The following is a 19,029-nucleotide window of genomic DNA, read 5'->3' as shown; positions in this document are numbered from 1 at the left end:
CCCAGGCTGCCATGTCGGCCCCTCCCGGTACTTACCGCAAAGCAGCATTACACAAGCCGGTGAGTTCTTTGATCGGGATCAAGTTTCAAATCGCACGATAGGGCATTTTGCCCAAATGCCCTCCAGGGCCAAATGTGGGATAGCGCATAGACATTGGAGCTGGAAAAGCTCTAAGAAGATGCGCCCCTTGGTCAGGTTCCGTTGCAGGTTTGCCGATGGATTACAGCCAGTTCTTTAATTCCGCCCTCGATCGCCTCCACACTGAACGGCGTTACCGCGTGTTCGCCGATCTGGAACGCATGGCGGGCCGATTTCCGCATGCGATCTGGCACTCGCCCAAGGGCAAGCGCGACGTCGTGATCTGGTGCTCCAACGACTATCTCGGCATGGGTCAGCATCCGAAGGTCGTCGGCGCCATGGTCGAGACCGCAACGCGCGTCGGCACCGGCGCGGGCGGCACCCGCAACATCGCCGGCACGCATCATCCGCTGGTGCAGCTCGAGGCCGAGCTCGCCGATCTCCACGGCAAGGAAGCCGCGCTGCTGTTCACCTCGGGCTATGTCTCGAACCAGACCGGCATCGCGACCATCGCAAAGCTCATTCCGAACTGCCTGATCCTGTCGGACGAGCTCAACCACAATTCAATGATCGAGGGCATCCGCCAGTCCGGCTGCGAGCGGCAAGTGTTCCGCCACAACGATCTCGCCGACCTCGAAGCGCTGTTGAAGGCGGCGGGTGCGAACCGGCCGAAGCTGATCGCCTGCGAGAGCCTCTATTCCATGGACGGCGACGTCGCTCCGCTCGCCAAGATCTGCGATCTCGCCGAGAAATATAACGCGATGACCTATGTCGACGAAGTCCACGCGGTCGGCATGTACGGCCCGCGCGGCGGCGGCATCGCCGAGCGTGACGGCGTCATGCATCGCATCGACATTCTCGAAGGCACGCTGGCCAAGGCGTTCGGCTGCCTCGGCGGCTACATCGCCGCCAACGGCCAGATCATCGACGCCGTGCGCTCCTATGCGCCGGGCTTCATCTTCACCACCGCGCTGCCGCCGGCGATCTGCTCGGCCGCGACCGCCGCGATCAAGCACCTGAAGACCTCGAGCTGGGAGCGCGAGCGCCACCAGGACCGCGCCGCCCGCGTCAAGGCGATCCTCAACGCCGCCGGTCTCCCGGTGATGTCGAGCGACACCCACATCGTGCCGCTGTTCATCGGCGATGCCGAGAAGTGCAAGCAGGCCTCCGACCTGCTGCTCGAAGAGCACGGCATCTACATCCAGCCGATCAACTATCCGACCGTCGCCAAGGGCTCCGAGCGCCTGCGCATCACGCCCTCGCCCTATCACGATGACGGCCTGATCGATCAGCTCGCCGAAGCCCTGTTGCAAGTGTGGGACCGCCTCGGCCTGCCGCTCAAGCAAAAGTCGCTGGCGGCGGAGTAGGTTTTTCTTCGCCTCTCCCCGCTTGCGGGAGAGGCCGGATCGCATCGCCAGATGCGATCCGGGTGAGGGGGAGTCTCCGCGAGTCCAGCTGCCACCGTCCCCGCGGAGAGCCCCCCTCACCCCACCCTCTCCCCGCAAGCGGGGCGAGGGAGAGCAGGCAGCTCGCCCTACGGCTTAACGACGACGCCAGTTCCCGCCCCTTCCGGGCATTTCGCTGTCGCCTCGCCTCGTCCAACGCGCTAGATTTGCAGGGAAAATGAGACCGGGCGCCGTCGCGCCCAGGGAGAAGCACGCTCGCCATGCTGCACGACTGGGGCGTGATTGCCGCCGCCTTTGGCTATATCGGCTTCCTGTTCCTGGTGGCGAGCCACGGCGACCGCCGCTCGCCGGCCGGGCCAGGCCGCGCCTCCGGCCTGATCTATCCGCTGTCGCTGGCGATCTACTGCACCTCCTGGACCTTCTTCGGCTCGGTTGGCTTCGCCACCCGCACCTCGACCGACTTCCTCGCCATCTATGTCGGCCCGATCCTGATGATCGGCCTCGGTGCCGGCGTGCTGCGCCGCGTGATCCAGCTCGCCAAGGCCCACAACATCACCTCGATCGCCGACTTCATCGGCGCCCGCTACGGCAAGAGCCAGGCGGTGGCGGCGACCGTGGCGCTGATCGCCATCATCGGCTCGGTGCCCTACATCGCGCTCCAGCTCAAGGCGGTCGCCTCCTCGCTGGAGACGATCCTGAGCGAGGATCAGGCCTTCTCCCACATCCCGATCCTTGGCGACATGGCGTTGATGGTGACGCTGGCGATGGCGGCCTTCGCCGTGCTGTTCGGCACGCGGCAGACCGACGCCACCGAGCACCAGCACGGCCTGATGCTGGCGGTCGCGACCGAATCCATCGTCAAGCTGGTCGCCTTTCTCGCCGCCGGCATCTTCGTCACATTCTGGATGTTCTCGCCGCATGAATTGATCGAGCGCGCGATGAAGACGCCGGAGGCGGTGCGCGCCATCAACTACTCGCCGTCGATCGGCAACTTCCTGACCATGACGCTGCTGTCGCTGTGCGCGGTCATGCTGCTGCCGCGCCAGTTCCATGTCAGCGTGGTGGAGAATTCCTCCGATGCCGAGGTCGGCCGCGCGCGCTGGCTGTTCCCGCTCTATCTCGTCGCCATCAATCTGTTCGTGATCCCGATCGCGATCGCCGGCCTCGTCAGCTTTCCGTTCGGCACGGCCGATCCTGATATGTACGTGCTGGCGCTGCCGATGGCGGGCGGCGCGGATCTGCTCAGCGTCGCCATCTTCGTCGGCGGCCTGTCAGCGGCGACCGCGATGGTGATCGTCGAATGCGTCGCGCTTTCCATCATGGTCTCCAACGACCTCGTGGTGCCGCTGGTGCTGCAACGGCGGCCGGAGGGGCGCACCGGCGGCGCCGATTTCAGCGACTTCCTGCTGCGCTCGCGGCGGCTCGCGATCTTCGCCATCATGGTGATGGCCTATTTCTACTACCGCGCGCTCGGCAATACCCAGCTCGCAGCGATCGGCCTCTTGTCCTTTGCCGCCATCGCCCAGCTCGCGCCGAGCTTCTTCGGTGGGCTGCTGTGGCGGCGGGCGACCGCGCGCGGCGCGATCGGCGGCATGCTGGTCGGCTTCGCGGTGTGGCTCTACACGCTGTTCATTCCGAGCTTCATGGATTCCTCGACCGCAGGCATCCTGCTGCTCCAGCACGGCCCGTTCGGGATCGAGGTGCTGCGGCCGCAGGCGCTGTTCGGCGCCGACCTGCCGCCGCTGATGCATGGCGTCATCTGGTCGCTGTCGCTCAACATCCTCACCTATGTGCTGCTGTCGTTGGCACGGCGGCCTTCGTCCATCGAGCTGGTGCAGGCCGATCTGTTCGTGCCCAACACGCTCGCGCCGATCTCCCCGAATTTCCGCCGCTGGCGCACCACCGTCACCGTGCAGGACATCCAGACCACGGTCGCGCAATATCTCGGGCCCGACCGCGCCCGGCATTCGTTCGAGGCCTTCTCGGCCCGTCGCAATGTGCGGCTCGAGCCGGCGGCGCCCGCCGATTTCGAGCTGCTCCAGCACGCCGAGCACCTGATCGCCTCCTCGATCGGAGCTGCTTCCTCGCGCCTCGTGATGTCGCTGCTGCTGCGCAAGCGGACGGTCTCCGCCAAAGCCGCGCTGAAGCTGCTCGACGATTCCCATGCGGCGCTGCATTTCAACCGCGAGATCCTGCAGACCGCGCTCAACCATGTGCGCCAGGGCATCGCAGTGTTCGACGCCGACCTGCAGCTGATCTGCTCCAACCGGCAGTTCGGCGATCTCCTCAACGTTCCCCCGCATTTCATCCAGTTCGGCACGCCGCTTCGCGAAATCCTGGAATTCATGGACGTGAGCAATCCGGCCGACCCGATCGAGCGCGAGGCCATGCTGGAGCGGCGGCTTGCCGCCTATACCATCGACAGCGAGCCCTATCTCGAGCGCCTGCCGGACCGCCATATGGTGATCGAGGTGCTCACCAACCGCATGCCCGGCAGCGGCTTCGTCATCACCTTCACCGACGTCACGCCCACATTCGAGGCCGCGGAAGCGCTGGAGCGCGCCAACGCGACGCTGGAAAAGCGCGTACGCGACCGCACGGAAGAGCTGACCCGGCTGAACTCCGAGCTGGCGCTGGCCAAGAGCACGGCGGAAGACGCCAGCATCTCCAAGACACGCTTCCTCGCCGCCGCCAGTCACGACATTCTCCAGCCGCTCAACGCGGCGCGGCTCTACGTCACCAGCCTGGTCGAACGCCAGCACAGCGGCGAGGAAACCCGGCTGGTCGAGAACATCGACGAATCCCTGCAAGCCATCGAGGAGATCCTCGGCGCGCTGCTCGACATCTCCAGGCTCGACGCCGGCGCGATGGCGACCTCGATCTCGAGCTTCAAGATGGCCGATCTGATGCGCTCGCTGGAGATCGAGTTCGCACCGATCGCGCGCGCCAAGGGCCTCGATCTCACCTTCGTGCCCTGCTCGCTGCCGGTCGAGTCGGACCGGCTCCTGCTGCGGCGCCTGCTCCAGAACCTGATCTCCAACGCGATCAAATACACCCCGCGCGGCCGCGTGCTGGTCGGCTGCCGCCGCCGCGGCGCCTCGCTCAAGATCTGCGTCTACGACACCGGCGTCGGCATCCCCACGGTCAAGCGCGGCGAGATCTTCAAGGAGTTCCACCGCCTCGAGCAGGGCGCGCGGATCGCACGCGGCCTCGGCCTTGGCCTGTCGATCGTCGAACGGCTGGCGCGCGTGCTCAACCACGGCATCGCCATCGACGCCAATGCGAGCGGCGGCTCGGTATTCTCGGTGACGGTGCCGACGGCGAAGGCGATCACCCTCACCGCCGCGGTGACCAGCGCGACGCCGCTGGCGCGTACGCCGATCGCGGGTGCGCTGATCGTCTGCATCGAGAACGATGCGGCGATCCTCGACGGCATGCGCACGCTGTTGAAGGCCTGGGACGCCGAGGTGATCGCGGTCGCCGATCCCGAAGGCGCGATCGCGGCGATCGAAGGTGCGGGCAAGCGCGTCACCGGGCTGCTGGTCGACTATCACCTCGATCGCGGCAACGGCATCGCCGCGATCCGCGACATCCGCCGCCGCTTCGGCGACGCCATTCCTGCGATCCTGATCACCGCCGATCGCAGCCCCGCCGTGCAGCTGGCGGCGCGCGACGAGAAGATCGCGGTGCTGAACAAGCCGGTGAAGCCGGCCTCGCTGCGCGCCCTGCTCGGCCAGTGGCGCACGCAGCAGATGGTGGCGGCGGAGTGAGAGAAGCCCGTTGGCGAATGCCAGGCACGCCGTCGCAACTTACGGCGCAAGCCGCGTGAAGACATAATCGCGGCTCTTGGCGCGAGCCTCGTGGCAGGCGAAGCAGGTGCGGTGCTGGGCCTCGTCGACCGGCTTGCCGTTGACGAAGCGGCCAAAGCCCCAGCCGCCGGTTGAGGCATATTTCCTGGGATCCTTGACCATCACCTGGATCGTGGTAGCAGCGCCGGGAATCGTCGCGGATGCGAATTCCGGTGACTGTTTCCGCTTCCAGGCGCGCTTGACCAGAATGGTGCCATCCGGGAACGGAAGCTTTCCGGCTTGATAGGCGTCGACTGCCACCTGGTTGCCGACGACCGCGCGAAGCTCGTCGAGCGGCGCGGCCTCTTCGGCCGGCGCGACCAGCTCCCATTGCCTGTAGCCCGCGGGAATCGTGACCCCGAAGATCGGCGAGGCATCTGCCGTCGCGGGGCCCTCCGCGAGCGCGATCGAGACGAGGTACGGCACACAGGTCAGGAGAACGACCAGAAGAAGCGCGGCAAGCACGATCACCGTGGGGAAGGAGAATCTTTTCTTTGCAGGTTCAGTTGGCGTCATGACGTTTCATCAAGCTGGGATCAACGGATGAACCTCGGTCCGGCCCGGCCGGACCGAGGTGCTGGCGGATCCTCAGGCGCCGTCGGCATCGATGACGGCCTTGGCAAAGGCCTGCGGTGCCTCCTGCGGCAGATTGTGGCCGACGCCGCCGGTGATCAGGCGATAGTCGTACCGGCCGGAGAATTTCTTGGCATAGATGCTGGGGTCGGGGTGCGGCGCACCGTTGGCGTCGCCTTCCATCGTGATCGTCGGCACGCTGATCAGCGGGGCCGCCGCGAGCTTCTTTTCAAGCTCCTCGTATTTCGCTTCGCCCTTGGCGAGCCCGAGCCGCCAGCGGTAATTGTGGATCGTGATCGCGACGTGATCCTTGTTGTCGAGCGCCGCGGCGCTGCGGTCGAAGGTGGCGTCGTCGAACTTCCACTGCGGCGAGGCGAGCTTCCAGATCAGCTTTGCGAAATCGTGCGTGTACTTCTCGTATCCGGCGCGGCCGCGCTCGGTCGCGAAATAGAACTGATACCACCATTGCAGCTCGGCCGACGGCGGCAGCGGCGCGCTGCCGGCAGCCTGGCTGGAGATCAGATAGCCGCTGACCGACACCAGCGCGCGGCAGCGCTCCGGCCACAGCGCGGCGATGATGTCGGCGGTGCGCGCACCCCAGTCGAAGCCGGCGACGACCGCCTTCTTGATGTCGAGCTTGTCCATCAGCGCGATGATGTCGACGGCCATTGCGGCCGGCTCGCCATTGCGCGGCGTCTCGCTGGAGAGGAAGTGCGTCGTGCCGTAGCCGCGCAGATAAGGAATGATCACGCGATAGCCGGCCTTTGCCAGGATCGGCGCGACATCGACGAAGGCATGAATGTCGTAGGGCCAGCCGTGCAGCAGGATCGCGACGGGACCGTTCGACGGGCCAGCCTCGGCATAGCCGACATTGAGGACGCCGGCATCGATCTGCTTGATCGTGCCAAAGGACGCATTCGATGCGAGGGATCGCGGCGCTTCCGTTTCAGCGCGGGCGAGTTCGATTACGCCAAGACCGGCGGCAACGGTTCCGGCGGCGACGCCAAAAAACTTGCGGCGATGCTGGTCGATGAGCTGCTTCATGATGGTGCTACCTTGTTGATGGTCGGAGATGGTTCGTCAGGTCAGCGCGACCGCGACATCGATGTTGCCGCGGACGGCCTTGGAATAGGGGCAGGTCTGGTGTGCCTCATCGACGATGTCGCGTGCGACCTCGCGATCGAGGCCCGGCAGGCTGACATTGAGGCGCGCCCGGAGGGAGTAAGCGCCCTCATCGAGAAGGAGGTCGATCTCCGCATCGATTGCGCATTTCCTGGGAAGCGTGATCTTCCGCTTGCGCGCCGCGATCTCCATGGCGCCTTCGAAGCAGGCCGACCAGCCGGCCGCGAACAACTGTTCGGGGTTGGTGCCGATGCCGGCGCCGCCCGGCGGAGAGAGCCGCACATCGAGGCGGCCGTCCGAACTGCGGGACATGCCGTCCTGCCGCCCACCGCCGGTGTGGGTTCGGGCCGTGTAGAGCAGTTTCGCCGCTTGCGTCATGAAAGGTCTCCTTGCCGTCGCGCAACTGACTAGCAGCGGCTGTCGCAGGACACCCGTTTGGACTTGTGAGAAATTGTGAGATCTCCGCCTGCGTGCCTCATGAGGCCTGCATGCGCGGTCTGACGCCGATGCGGGAGCGGCCTTGCCGGATCGCAATCATCTGGCTATCCGGTCCATTCGCAAGGACCAAGATCTCGCCATGACTGAGCCGGCTGCGCCTACGGCAGGACCCCTGTCGTTCGGGCCATTCACCGTGATACCGCATGAAAGGCTCGTGACGCGCGACGGCGTCGCCCTGCCGCTCGGCACGAAAGCCTTCGACACGCTGATCGCGCTGATGTCGCGGCCGAACGAGGTCGTCAGCAAGTGGGACCTGATGGCGCTGGTGTGGCCCGGCATGGCCGTCGAGGAGGCCAATCTGCGCTTTCATGTCGCAGCGCTTCGCAAGGTCCTCGGCGACGGCAAGGACGGCGCCCGCTACATCACCACGCTCTCCGGCCGCGGCTATTGCTTCGTGGCGCCGATCTCGCAAACGGATGTTCCGGCAGAGCGGCGCCCCGCGCCGCGGATGGAACTGCCGCCCGTGAAACTGCCGAACCGGCTGCAGCGGATGGTCGGACGCGACGAAGTGGTCGCGGCCATCTCGGACAAGCTCATTACCTCGCATTTCGTCACGATCGTCGGCCCGGGCGGCGTCGGCAAGACCGCCGTTGCGGTGGCGGTCGCTCACGACCTGCTCGAGACCTTCGCCGACGCCGCGCACTTTGTTGATCTTGCTGCGCTCAGCGATCCCGATCTCGTGATCACCTCGATCCTGCTGATGCTGGGTCTGCCAGCCCAGACTGACGACCCGCTGCCCGCGCTGCTCGCGCATCTCCGGGACAAGAGGATGCTGCTGATCCTCGACAATTGCGAGCACGTCATCGCCGCCGCAGCGCCGCTGGCGGCGGAGATCTTCCACGCCGCGCCGCATGTCCATATCCTGGCCACGAGCCGCGAAGCCCTGCGCGTCGAGGGCGAGCAGGTCTATCGATTGGCGCCGCTTGCCGTTCCGCCTGACGATGCCGGACTGACGGCGGCCGTCGCACAGACCTATCCCGCGCTTCAGCTGTTCCTCGAACGGGCGACCGCCGGCGGCGCGCAGATCGCGCTCGACGATGGCAATGCAGCGATCGTCGCGGGCATCTGCCGCAGGCTCGACGGCATGGCCCTGGCGATCGAGCTCGCTGCCGGCCGGGTCGAAGCCTACGGCCTGGAGCAGACGGCGGCGCTGCTCGACGAACGCCTCAATCTGCTGTGGCAGGGGCAGCGCACCGCGCCGCCGCGGCAGAAGACATTGCAGGCGACGCTGGACTGGAGCTACGGGCTGCTGTCCGGCACCGAGCGCCTCGTGCTGCGCAGGCTCGCGGTCTTCGCCGGCCATTTCACCATCGACGCGGCGCTCGAGGTCGTGCCGGACGACCGTGTCGACCGCGCCCGCCTGTTCGACGCCATCGACAGCCTCGTCGCCAAGTCGATGGTCGCTCCGCGACCGATCGGCGCCATGATGCGCTACCGGCTGCTCGACACGACGCGCGCCTATCTGCTCGAAATCGAGCCTGACGACGCGGCGCTCGCCGCCCGCCACGCGACCTACTACCGGCGATGGCTGGAACAGGCCGGCACGACATGGGCAACGGTGCCGAGCGCCGACGAACGCGCAGTCCACTTCTCCGCGCTCCACAACGTGCGCGCCGCGCTGGACTGGTGTTTTGGCGCGAACGGCGATGCATGCATCGGCATTGCGCTCGCCGCTGCGGCAGCTCCCATCTTTCTCGCAATGTCACTGCTGATCGAATGCCGGCGCTGGTCGGAACGGGCGCTGCTTGCGATCGATCCGTCCACGCGCGGCGGCGCCGAGGAAATGCACATCCAGGCCGCCCTGGGACTGACCCTGATGTTCACGCGCGGCGGCAGCGAAGCGGCGCGCGGCGCATTGAGCAGAAGCCTTGCGATCGCGGAGGCGCGCGGCGACGCGCCGAACCAGCTTCAGCTGCTCGGCCGCATGCACATCTTCCACGAGCGGATGGGGCAGTTCGATGCCGCGCTTGGTTACGCACGGCAGAGCCTCACAGTCGCCGAAACGCTGGGCGATGCCGCGTCCCTCGGACTGGCCCATTCGCTCCTGGGTGTCTCGCTGCATCTGGCCGGCGAGCACCGCGACGCACTGAACATGCTGGAGGCTGCCTGGCAGGGTCCGGGTACCGAACGGACCAGCACGGTCCATGGCTTCGATCACCGCAACCGGGCCGGCATCTCGCTCGCGCGAGAGCTTTGGCTGCAGGGCCGGCCCGGGGATGCGCGGCAGCTTGCGCGACAGACGGTCACCGAAGCCGCCCAGATGGACCATCCGATCACGCTCTGCATCGCGCTGATATGGCTGGTCTCGATCGATCTCTGGAGCGGCGAGCTCGACGATGCGGAAGAGAGCATCGACCACTTCATCGCGCATGCCACCTCGCGTTCGATGGGCCCTTATCTCTCGGTCGGCCGCGGCGTCAAAGGCGAACTGGCGATCCGGCGCGGCGATGCCGCCGGCGGTGTCGAGACGATACGGGCCTGCTTGCGCGAGCTTCACGATGCCGGTTACGAGCTGCTTACCACGACATTCAACATCGCACTGGTTCATGGCCTTCTGGCGCTCGGGCAGGTCGCGCAAAGTGCGCGCCTGATCGACGACGCAATCCGCCTCGTCGAGCAAGGCGGCGATCATCTCTATATGCCCGAATTGCTGCGCATGAGGGCCAAGGTGTTGCTGTCGCTCCCGGAGCCGAAAACCGGGGAAGCGGAGACCTGCCTCATGCAGTCGCTGGAGCTCAGCCGGGGCAAGGCTGCGAAAGCCTGGGAGCTGCGAGCGGCGATTGATCTTGTGCAGCTGCTTGCCGAACGGCACGGCCGCGAGAACGCAAAGCTATTGCTCCAGGCGGCGCTCGAAGGCTTCGTCGAAGGTTCCGAGACGGTGGATATCAGGGCGGCCAGCGCACTCCTGGCCACACTGTAGCGGGCTCACCCCGTCGACGTGCCCTGCTTCCACTGGCCGCCGGCGATCCTCGCCGCCGCAATCACGGCCTGGGTCCGGCTCTCGACCCCGAGCTTTTGCAGGATCGCCGAGACATGCGCCTTGATGGTCGCCTCGGAGACGCCGAGCTCGTAGGCGATCTGCTTGTTGAGCAGTCCCTCCGACAGCATCATCAGGACCCGGACCTGCTGCGGCGTCAGCGTCACCAGGCGGTCGCGCAGGCGCGTCATGTCGGGGTCCGTGGCGGCCGACAAGTCGGTGTCGGCGGGAACCCAGACGTCCCCCTCCATCACCTTGAGGATGGCGTCGCGCAGCGTCTCGACGCCGAAACGCTTCGGGATGAAACCGGAAGCGCCGAAATCGAGCGAGCGGCGGATCGTGGCGCTGTCGTCGGAGGCCGAGACGATCACCACCGGGATCGCCGGATATTGCGCGCGCAGATAGATCAGGCCGGAAAAGCCGGAGATCCCGGGCATCGACAGATCGAGCAGGATCAGGTCGACGTCGGAGGTCTGCTCCAGCAGCTTGGTCAGATCCTCGAACGATCCGGCCTCGTCGATCCTGGCCGAGGTCAGGACGCTCGCCACCGCCTGCCGCAGCGCATCGCGGAACAGGGGATGATCATCGGCAATGACGAGATGGGTCGAGGGAGCGTTCATCGTTCTCTTGCTGTCATTCGCTACCGGCTGGCGAGTCGATGCCGCGGCTGGCCAATTCTTCCCTGACCGGCCGTGGCATGCAAGTGCACATTATCCCTTTGCTGCAAAGGGGTTAATCCGGAAGTCTTCGCGGCTGCGCAGCGGCGCCCGATACCGCGCCGTCAGGCGCGCGTCAGCGCGCAAGGCCGAAAGTCGTATTGGGGCGGGTTTCACGCCGATGTTACCTTGGAGCCAAGACCTGGGTTGATCCGGCATGACCGGGCGTCTGGGGCGCGAGGAAACGCATTTTTCGGGGAGCGACTCAACATGTCGACAATGGCTGTGTCTCAAGCTGGCGTGGGAGGGATGACGAAGGACGAACGGTTCGTCATTCTCGCCTCCTCGCTGGGTACCGTCTTCGAGTGGTACGATTTTTACCTTTACGGCTCGCTGGCCAGCATTATCGGCGCGCAGTTCTTCTCGGCCTACCCGCCGGCAACCCGCGATATCTTCGCGCTGCTGGCATTCGCCGCGGGCTTCCTGGTGCGCCCGTTCGGCGCGATCGTGTTCGGCCGCATCGGCGACATCGTCGGCCGGAAATACACCTTCCTCGTCACCATCCTGATCATGGGTCTGTCGACCTTCATCGTCGGCCTGCTGCCGAATGCGGCGACGATCGGCATCGCGGCCCCGATCATCCTGATCGCGCTGCGCCTTGCCCAGGGTCTCGCGCTCGGCGGTGAATATGGCGGTGCGGCGACCTATGTCGCGGAGCATGCCCCCAACGGCAAGCGCGGCTACTACACCTCCTTCATCCAGACCACGGCAACGCTCGGCCTGTTCCTGTCGCTGCTGGTGATCCTGTTCACCCGCTCCGCGATCGGCGAAGCCGACTTCGCGGCCTGGGGCTGGCGCATCCCGTTCCTGGTCTCGGTGCTGCTGCTCGGCATCTCGGTCTGGATCCGGCTCCGCCTCAACGAATCGCCGATCTTCCAGAAGATGAAGGACGAGGGGAAGAGTTCGAAGGCGCCGCTGACGGAAGCCTTCGGCAACTGGCAGAACGGCAAGCTGGTGCTGCTCGCGCTGCTCGGCGGCGTGATGGGCCAGGGCGTGGTCTGGTACACCGGCCAGTTCTACGCGCTGTTCTTCCTGCAATCGATCCTGAAGGTCGACGGCTACACCGCCAACCTCCTGATCGCCTGGTCGCTGCTGCTCGGCACCGGCTTCTTCATCGTGTTCGGCATGCTCTCCGACAAGATCGGCCGCAAGCCGATCATCCTCGGCGGCTGCCTGATCGCGGCACTGACCTTCTTCCCGATCTTCAAGATGATCACCTCCAACGCCAACCCGGCGCTGGAAAAGGCCATCGAGCAGGCCAAGGTCGAGGTGGTGGCCGATCCCGCGGGTTGCGGCGACCTGTTCAACCCGGTCGGTACCCGCGTCTTCACCGCGCCTTGCGACACCGCACGCGCCTTCCTCGCCCAGTCGTCGGTCAAGTATTCGACGACATCGGGTGCGGCCGGTTCCGGCGTGAAGGTGATGGTCAACGGCAAGGAAGTTGCCTACGCGAACGCCAAGGACAGCAATCCTGCGGTTCTCGCCGCCGTGCAGGCCGCCGGCTATCCGAAGACCGGCGACGCCGGCATCGTGAAGATGGCGCATCCGTTCGACATCTTCCGTCCGCAGGTGGCCGCGACCATCGGACTGCTGTTCATCCTCGTGATCTTCGTCACCATGGTGTACGGCCCGATCGCCGCGATGCTGGTCGAATTGTTCCCGACCCGCATCCGCTACACCTCGATGTCACTGCCCTACCACATCGGCAACGGCTGGTTCGGCGGCCTGCTGCCGGCGACCGCCTTCGCCATCGTGGCCTCGACCGGCGATATCTACGCGGGTCTCTGGTATCCGGTCATCTTCGCGTCCATCACCGTCGTGATCGGCTTCCTGTTCCTGCCCGAGACCAAGGACGTGGACATCAAGGCGACCTGATCGCAAGCAACGATCAACCAACACCAACCGGCCGCGGTCTCCGCGGCCGGTTTTGCTTTGGGCCGAGAGCTTCGGTTCTGATTGGAAACAGAACCGAAGTTCTCGATTCTTGTTTTGACGCGTTTTCTTTACGCGAACCGGGATCCACTTCGCTCGAAAACGCTCTACTGATTGGCGCCGATGAATTGCAGCACCACCTCGCGCCGGTGCGGGCGGGCGCGATGCTCGATCAGATAGATCGCCTGCCAGGTGCCAAGCGCGAGCCTGCCGTTCAGGACCGGGACCTGAAGCGAGGTCTGCGTCAGCATGGTCTTGATATGTCCGGGCATGTCGTCCGGCCCCTCGGTGTCGTGGGTCCAGCCGGCGTTCTCCGGCGCGAGCCTGGACAGCGCGGTGGTGAGATCAACCAGCACGGAGGGATCGGCGTTTTCCTGGATCGTCAGCGAGGCCGAGGTGTGACGGATGAACAGCGTCAGCGCGCCCTCGCGCGCGCGGGCCTCGGCAATGAACGCCGCTGCTTCGCGGGTCAGGTCCGTGAAGCCGCGCCCCTGCGTCTCCACGGTGAGCAGCGACGATGAGATAATGGTGGCTTGCACCGAGGATGGCGCCGAGCGGGTTACGGATCTGGCTGATGTCATGGAGGTTCTCTCGTAACGTCGTCCTGGCCTAGTGCGCAATTGCGCACGGGAGCCAGGACCCATTACCCCGAATGCGCGTGACGGCAAAAGGTGGCAACGCGCTTCGAGAATGAACCGAGAGGCCGCGCCGTATGTGTCCTGGCTTTCGCCAGGACGACAAACTCAGATCCTCCCCGACACGTCCTTCTGCACGCGGTTGGCCATGTCGATCAGCCGACGCCAGGCCTTTTCCAGGAACGACATCACACGATCGACGTCCTGGTCGCTCGGCAGCGGGATCTCGATCTTGCGGTCGCCCTCGGCGACCTTCGGATCGGCTTTCTTGAGCGGGTCGGATTTCGGCAGCGCCTCGTCGATCTTGCCCGACACGGTCGGTCCCGCCGCGAGCTGTCCCTTCAGCTTCTCGACTTCGGTCTGGAGCCGGCCGATCTCGGCGTCGAGCGCGGCACGCTCGTCGGGCACCGCGTAGCAGGCCCAGCCGGCGCCGTTCTTGGTGCAGGTCGACACCGTGCCGGTGCGGGTGTCGAGCCGCAGCACGCCCTCGGGGATCGGCGTCATGCTGTAGCGGCCGTTTTCGCCGTCGGGCGCGGATTGCGCGGCAACGAGACCGCCGCTGCTGGCCATCACCGCGGCCAGCGCCGCTGCCGAAAGCCATGATGTTGTGGACGACGTCGCTGGTCTCATCGCACTCTCCGCCACGCCGCGCAGGTGGCACATCTGCAATTCTACACCCCGGCAAGGCCATCCGCCGCCAAAAACACTCGCCCGGAATCAACGATTACGGCCGCCCGTTTGATCCCGGCAGCACGGCGAAATGGCGACCGCATCCACCGATCATGAGACGAGCTGCTGCGGTGCGGCGTCACGCTGTGTGCAGCGCTGCCGCGTGCGCCGATATCGTCAAATAAATCAGACACATAACGGAAAGCGACGCAATCGTGACTTGGCTTGACTTGATTATGGGCCATCAGTATGGTCCGCGCGGCTTTTGAGGGTGGCGGGCGTAATTTCCATTCAGCCGCGGCGTTTCGGGTCTTCGTTGCATGACACAGGGCACGGGACACGGCGAGAATGGAGATCGCGATAGATCGCCCGAGGAAGCTGCGCTTTCCGAACGGCTCGGAAATCTTGATCAGCGGTTGTCCGAACTTCGCGGCCGCCACGTCAAGACCGAGCAACCCGCAGGTGACGATGGAGACAGAGCGGCCAGAGCCTCGGCGATGGCGCTTGGTTTCCGGTTATCTTCGGAGTTGGTCGCCGGGGTCGTCGTCGGAGCGGGGATTGGCTGGGGTTTCGACCGCTTGCTGTCGACGTCGCCTTTCGGATTTATCGTGTTCCTGCTGCTGGGCTTCGTCGCCGGCGTGGTGAATGTGGTGAGAACGGCAGGGGCAGGTCAAAACAGGCGCGGCGGTTCTTAAGCGATCCGCTCAGGAGAGGAATGATCGTGCCGGCTTTGCCGGTACGGGCCGGCCCGGCCGGCAGACCGAGACCCGCCGGCATTGCCCGGCAGACCAAGAGATGCCGCGCTGATGAAAATCGACCCGATCCACCAGTTCAACATCGAGCCTCTCTTCACGATCGGCCATATCGGCCATCAGACGATCGCCTTCACCAATTCATCGCTCTACATGCTGATCGCCGTGGCGATCATCTCGCTGCTGATGCTTGCCAGCGGTGCGCAGCTGGTTCCCGGGCGCCTTCAGTCGGTCGCCGAGATCTCCTACGAGTTCGTCGCGTCGACCATCCGTTCGACCGCCGGCTCGGAAGGCATGAAGTTCTTCCCGCTGATCTTCTCGTTGTTCATGTTCATCTGCGTCTCGAACCTGATCGGCATCATTCCCTATACCTTCACGATCTCGAGCCATCTGATTGTGACGGCAGCCCTGGCGCTGCTGGTCTTCTTCACGGTCCTGATCTACGGCGTTGCCAAGAACGGCCTGAAATTCTTCTCGATCTTCGTGCCCCACGGCGTCCCCGGTTATATCCTGCCGCTGGTGATGTTCATCGAGATCCTGTCGTTCTTCCTGCGGCCGGTCTCCCACAGCGTCCGTCTCTTCGCCAACATGCTGGCCGGCCACATCGCGCTGAAGGTGTTCGCGGGCTTCGTCGCCATGCTCGGCTTCTCGCTCGGCGCCCTCGGCTGGGTCGGCGGCGTGCTGCCGCTGGCGCTCACGGTCGCGCTGTACGCCCTCGAGATTCTGGTCGCGTTCCTGCAAGCCTATGTGTTTGCGATCCTGACCTGCATCTACCTCAACGACGCCATTCATCCGGGACACTGAGCGGTCCGGGGAATTTCCACCCACAACCCAATCTTTCTTCCAAGGAGTCTAAAATGGATCCGGCAGCAGCAAAACTTATCGGCGCGGGCATCGCATGCATCGGCATGGGCGGTGCGGGCGTCGGCGTGGGCGTGATCTTCGGCAACTACCTCGCCGCGGCCGTTCGCAACCCCTCGGCCGCTCAGGGCCAGTTCGGCAACCTGATCTTCGGCTTCGCCGTGACCGAAGCGCTCGGCATTTTCTCGCTGCTGATCGCGCTGCTGCTGCTGTTCGTTCCGCTCTGAGGACGACGTTCTTCGCGCCGCTTCGACCGAAGCGGCGCGCATGACAGCAACAGGAGTACTCCATGGCTGAGAGTCATGGCGGGGCGAAGGGTCCAGCGGCGGGCGCCCACACCGGGGCCGAAGGCGGTCACGGTGGCGGCTTTCCGCCGTTCGAGAGCAGCACTTATGCTTCGCAGCTGGTGTCGCTCGCGATCTTCTTCGTCGTGCTTTACGTGATCGTGTCCAAGCTCGCTCTGCCGAAGGTCGGCGGGGCGATCGAAGCGCGTCAGAACAAGATCGAGGGTGACCTCGCCGAGGCGCAGACGCTGAGGGACCAGTCCGACGCGGCGCTGAAGGCCTATGAAAGCGAACTCGCTTCGGCGCGTTCGCGGGCGCAGGCGATCGGCAATGAATCCCGCGACAAGGCGAATGCGCAGGCGGAAACCGAGCGCAAGGCCCTGGAAGAGCAGCTGGCGGCCAAGCTCGCCGGGGCGGAGAAGACCATCGCCTCGACCCGCACAGCCGCCATGAGCAACGTCCGCGGCATCGCGGCCGATGCGGCAGGCCAGATCGTGCAGCAGCTCACCGGCGTCGTTCCCGATGCCGCGTCAGTGAATGCCGCGGTCGATGCGTCCCTGAAAGGTTAATCGAGATGTTCTTCGATCCTGAAACCTGGGTCGCCATCGCCTTCGTGATCCTGATGGTCGTGTTCGGCTATCTCGGGGTCTTCAAGTCTGCGATGACCGCGCTCGACCATCGCGCCGCGCGCATCAAGGCCGAGCTCGACGACGCGACGCGCCTCAAGCAGGAGGCGGCCAAGGTGCTCGCCGACTACAAGGCGCGCAGTGCCACGGCCGAGCGCGAGGCTGCCGACATCATCGCCAACGCCAAGGTCGAAGCCGAGCGCATCGCGACCGAGGCCAAGGCGAAGATGGAAGACTTCGTGGCCCGCAGAACCAAGACCGCGGAGAGCAAGATCGCGCTCGCCGAGGCCCAGGCGGTGGCCGATGTCCGTGCCGCAGCCGCGGAAGCCGCCGTCCAGGCCGCCTCCACGATCCTGTCGCAGTCGGTCAAGGGCCAGGTCGCCGACGACCTGCTCGCCAAGAGCATCAGCGAAGTTCGGCAGAAGCTGAACTGAGCGCGAACGCCTCATCAATCAAAAAGCCGGCGCGATGAGCGCCGGCTTTTTTGTTTGTCGGGCGCCGTGGCCGCAAATTGGATGTCATGCCCCGCGAAGGCGGGGCATCCAGTACGCCGCGGCCCTTCCGTAGACCGCTGACGTCTCTGGAATACTGGATCACCCGCTTTCGCGGGTGATGACAGCTGAAATTGCGGTGCCAGCCGAGATCGAGACCCTACTTCTTCTTCGGCTTTGCCTTCGGCTCGGGCGACAGCGCCTGCGGGTCGAAGCCGACGTAGAAGACGTAGGAATCGGCGGTCGCGGCCGACGGGATCGGATAGGACAGATCTTCGGCGACAAAGGTGAAGGGCACGCTGCCGCCTTCCGACATCCCGACCGTGGTCCGATAGGCCTTCGAGGCGATTACCTTCTCGCCGACGCCGCCCTGCACCACCGCGACGCGCAGCGGAACCTCGACGCTAGCAGGCGCGCCGGCGGGACCGGCGATGACGCGGCCCTGGACGCCGATCCGGGCTGTGATGTCGCCGCCGTTGCGCACGCATTCACGCGCCATCTTGGTGATGGTGGCCTGGAAGCGGACCTCATTGCCGACGGCCGGCTTGCCGGTGGCTCCGACCGCATAGGTAGAGGCGCCGGCGCGCACCGTGACCTGCGGGCAATCGACATCGTCGTCGGCCGGCTGTCCGGGCGCAGGCGCCGGCTTGGGCTGGGCCGGCTCGTCGGACTTGCCGCCGAACAGGCTCTTGAAGCGGTCGCTCAACGACTGGGCCGCCACCGGCGAGACGGACGCGAACGCAACCGACAACGCCAGCGCGACCGCTGTCCCCCGCCGCAACGCATTCCGCGATGACCGAAGCTCGTGCACCATCAACGCCCATACTCCATGACAACAATCCGGCCGATCGCCAGCCTTCCCGCCGCGTTATATCGCCAAAATCGGCGAACCCAAGGCAGCAAAAGGCAGGACGCCGGAGACTTTGGCCGTACGAACCGACCGGCTCAGCCGCGGAAATCCTCGTGCAGCAGACCGAACAGCAAATGGTCCTGCCAGACCCCGTTGATGCAGAGATAGCGGCGCGCCAGCCCTTCCCGGGAGAAGCCGCACTTCTCCAGCACCCGGATCGACGGTGCATTGGTGGGGATGCAGGCAGCCTCGACCCGGTGCAGGTTGAGTTCGCCGAACAGCGTCGGCAGCAGCACCCGCAGCGCAGCCGTCATGTAGCCGCGATGGGCGTGGGGCTGGCCGACCCAATAGCCGATGGTGCCGGCCTGGACGATGCCGCGCCGGACATTGGCGAGCGTTATGCCGCCGACCATGGCGCCGTCGAGCTCACGGAAGATCAGAAAGGGGTAGGAGCGGTCCGCGGCGATATCCTCGGAATAGCGGCGCAGGCGGCGGCGAAAGCCGGAGCGCGTCAGATCGTCCGACGGCCAGATCGGCTCCCAGGGCGTCAGGTAGTCGCGGCTGGACTCGCGCAAGTGAGCCCATTGCAGGAAGTCCGACATCTGCGGTGCGCGCAGCAAAAGCCCGTTGCCGCGCGGCGCGAGGGCGGCGGGTCCACTGGATGGCAGGCGAAAGAGGGCCATGGTGATGCTTCCCGGGGCGGATCAGCCC

At 65.5% G+C, this 19,029-nt stretch carries 17 protein-coding genes; 9 read left to right on the top strand and 8 right to left on the bottom strand.

Annotated elements, in window-relative coordinates:
- Positions 1–215 precede the first annotated feature (215 nt).
- Together hemA and BJA_RS06080 are read left to right on the top strand one after the other, a co-directional pair.
- Positions 216–1,445 (top strand): 5-aminolevulinate synthase, encoded by a 1,230-nt coding sequence (gene hemA, locus BJA_RS06085; RefSeq protein ID WP_011084018.1) that lies wholly within the window; start codon positions 216–218, stop codon positions 1,443–1,445.
- Positions 1,446–1,744: 299 nt separating this feature from the next.
- Positions 1,745–5,254, top strand: coding sequence for a PAS domain-containing hybrid sensor histidine kinase/response regulator (locus tag BJA_RS06080; RefSeq protein ID WP_011084017.1), 3,510 nt, complete (start codon positions 1,745–1,747; stop codon positions 5,252–5,254).
- A gap of 39 nt (positions 5,255–5,293) precedes the next feature.
- Here the strand turns inward: BJA_RS06080 and BJA_RS06075 are convergent, their stop codons facing one another.
- From BJA_RS06075 to BJA_RS06065, 3 genes are all read right to left on the bottom strand, one after another.
- Entirely contained in the window at positions 5,294–5,848 is a 555-nt protein-coding gene (locus BJA_RS06075; protein ID WP_011084016.1) for a cytochrome P460 family protein, read from the bottom strand.
- A gap of 72 nt (positions 5,849–5,920) precedes the next feature.
- The gene (locus BJA_RS06070; protein ID WP_011084015.1) at positions 5,921–6,949 is read right to left on the bottom strand and encodes an alpha/beta fold hydrolase; all 1,029 of its coding nucleotides are present in this window, start codon (positions 6,947–6,949) and stop codon (positions 5,921–5,923) included.
- Positions 6,950–6,985: 36 nt separating this feature from the next.
- Positions 6,986–7,405 carry an organic hydroperoxide resistance protein gene (locus tag BJA_RS06065; protein ID WP_011084014.1) on the bottom strand — a complete coding sequence of 140 codons (420 nt, stop codon included), beginning with the start codon at positions 7,403–7,405 and terminating at the stop codon, positions 6,986–6,988.
- Between the two features lie 199 nt (positions 7,406–7,604).
- Here BJA_RS06065 and BJA_RS06060 point away from each other — a divergent pair, with 199 nt between their 5' ends.
- Positions 7,605–10,445 carry an ATP-binding protein gene (locus tag BJA_RS06060; protein WP_011084013.1) on the top strand — a complete coding sequence of 947 codons (2,841 nt, stop codon included), beginning with the start codon at positions 7,605–7,607 and terminating at the stop codon, positions 10,443–10,445.
- Positions 10,446–10,450: 5 nt separating this feature from the next.
- Here the strand turns inward: BJA_RS06060 and BJA_RS06055 are convergent, their stop codons facing one another.
- A complete protein-coding gene (locus BJA_RS06055; protein ID WP_011084012.1) occupies positions 10,451–11,122 on the bottom strand; it encodes a response regulator in 672 nt (223 codons plus the stop codon).
- A 345-nt stretch (positions 11,123–11,467) separates the two neighbouring features.
- Here BJA_RS06055 and BJA_RS06050 point away from each other — a divergent pair, with 345 nt between their 5' ends.
- Complete coding sequence (locus BJA_RS06050) at positions 11,468–13,093, top strand: MFS transporter (RefSeq protein ID WP_171463736.1); 1,626 nt, start codon at positions 11,468–11,470, stop codon at positions 13,091–13,093.
- Between the two features lie 164 nt (positions 13,094–13,257).
- On the opposite strand, the gene BJA_RS06045 is transcribed toward BJA_RS06050, so the two are convergent.
- Positions 13,258–13,731, bottom strand: a complete 474-nt coding sequence (locus BJA_RS06045; protein ID WP_028173696.1) for a secondary thiamine-phosphate synthase enzyme YjbQ — start codon at positions 13,729–13,731, stop codon at positions 13,258–13,260.
- Between the two features lie 162 nt (positions 13,732–13,893).
- On the bottom strand, positions 13,894–14,415 hold the full coding sequence (locus BJA_RS06040; protein WP_028173697.1) for a hypothetical protein: 522 nt from the start codon (positions 14,413–14,415) through the stop codon (positions 13,894–13,896).
- 359 nt (positions 14,416–14,774) lie between these two features.
- Here BJA_RS06040 and BJA_RS06035 point away from each other — a divergent pair, with 359 nt between their 5' ends.
- From BJA_RS06035 to BJA_RS06015, 5 genes are all read left to right on the top strand, one after another.
- Positions 14,775–15,149, top strand: coding sequence for an AtpZ/AtpI family protein (locus BJA_RS06035; RefSeq protein WP_028173698.1), 375 nt, complete (start codon positions 14,775–14,777; stop codon positions 15,147–15,149).
- Positions 15,150–15,260: 111 nt separating this feature from the next.
- Positions 15,261–16,010 (top strand): F0F1 ATP synthase subunit A, encoded by a 750-nt coding sequence (locus tag BJA_RS06030; RefSeq protein ID WP_011084006.1) that lies wholly within the window; start codon positions 15,261–15,263, stop codon positions 16,008–16,010.
- A gap of 53 nt (positions 16,011–16,063) precedes the next feature.
- Positions 16,064–16,294 carry a F0F1 ATP synthase subunit C gene (locus tag BJA_RS06025; protein ID WP_007599451.1) on the top strand — a complete coding sequence of 77 codons (231 nt, stop codon included), beginning with the start codon at positions 16,064–16,066 and terminating at the stop codon, positions 16,292–16,294.
- 62 nt (positions 16,295–16,356) lie between these two features.
- Positions 16,357–16,920, top strand: coding sequence for an ATP synthase subunit b 2 (locus BJA_RS06020; RefSeq protein WP_011084005.1), 564 nt, complete (start codon positions 16,357–16,359; stop codon positions 16,918–16,920).
- A 5-nt stretch (positions 16,921–16,925) separates the two neighbouring features.
- Positions 16,926–17,411 carry an ATP synthase subunit b 1 gene (locus tag BJA_RS06015; protein ID WP_011084004.1) on the top strand — a complete coding sequence of 162 codons (486 nt, stop codon included), beginning with the start codon at positions 16,926–16,928 and terminating at the stop codon, positions 17,409–17,411.
- A gap of 217 nt (positions 17,412–17,628) precedes the next feature.
- Here BJA_RS06015 and BJA_RS06010 read toward each other — a convergent pair whose 3' ends face one another.
- A complete protein-coding gene (locus BJA_RS06010) occupies positions 17,629–18,282 on the bottom strand; it encodes a hypothetical protein (protein ID WP_011084003.1) in 654 nt (217 codons plus the stop codon).
- Between the two features lie 131 nt (positions 18,283–18,413).
- Complete coding sequence (locus tag BJA_RS06005) at positions 18,414–19,001, bottom strand: GNAT family N-acetyltransferase (protein WP_011084002.1); 588 nt, start codon at positions 18,999–19,001, stop codon at positions 18,414–18,416.
- Between the last annotated feature and the right edge of the window lie 28 nt (positions 19,002–19,029).

Source organism: Bradyrhizobium diazoefficiens USDA 110 (genome assembly GCF_000011365.1).
Classification (GTDB): domain Bacteria; phylum Pseudomonadota; class Alphaproteobacteria; order Rhizobiales; family Xanthobacteraceae; genus Bradyrhizobium; species Bradyrhizobium diazoefficiens.
The sequence above is the reverse complement of the archived record's forward strand: the minus strand, read 5'-3'. Positions and strand labels throughout refer to the sequence as shown.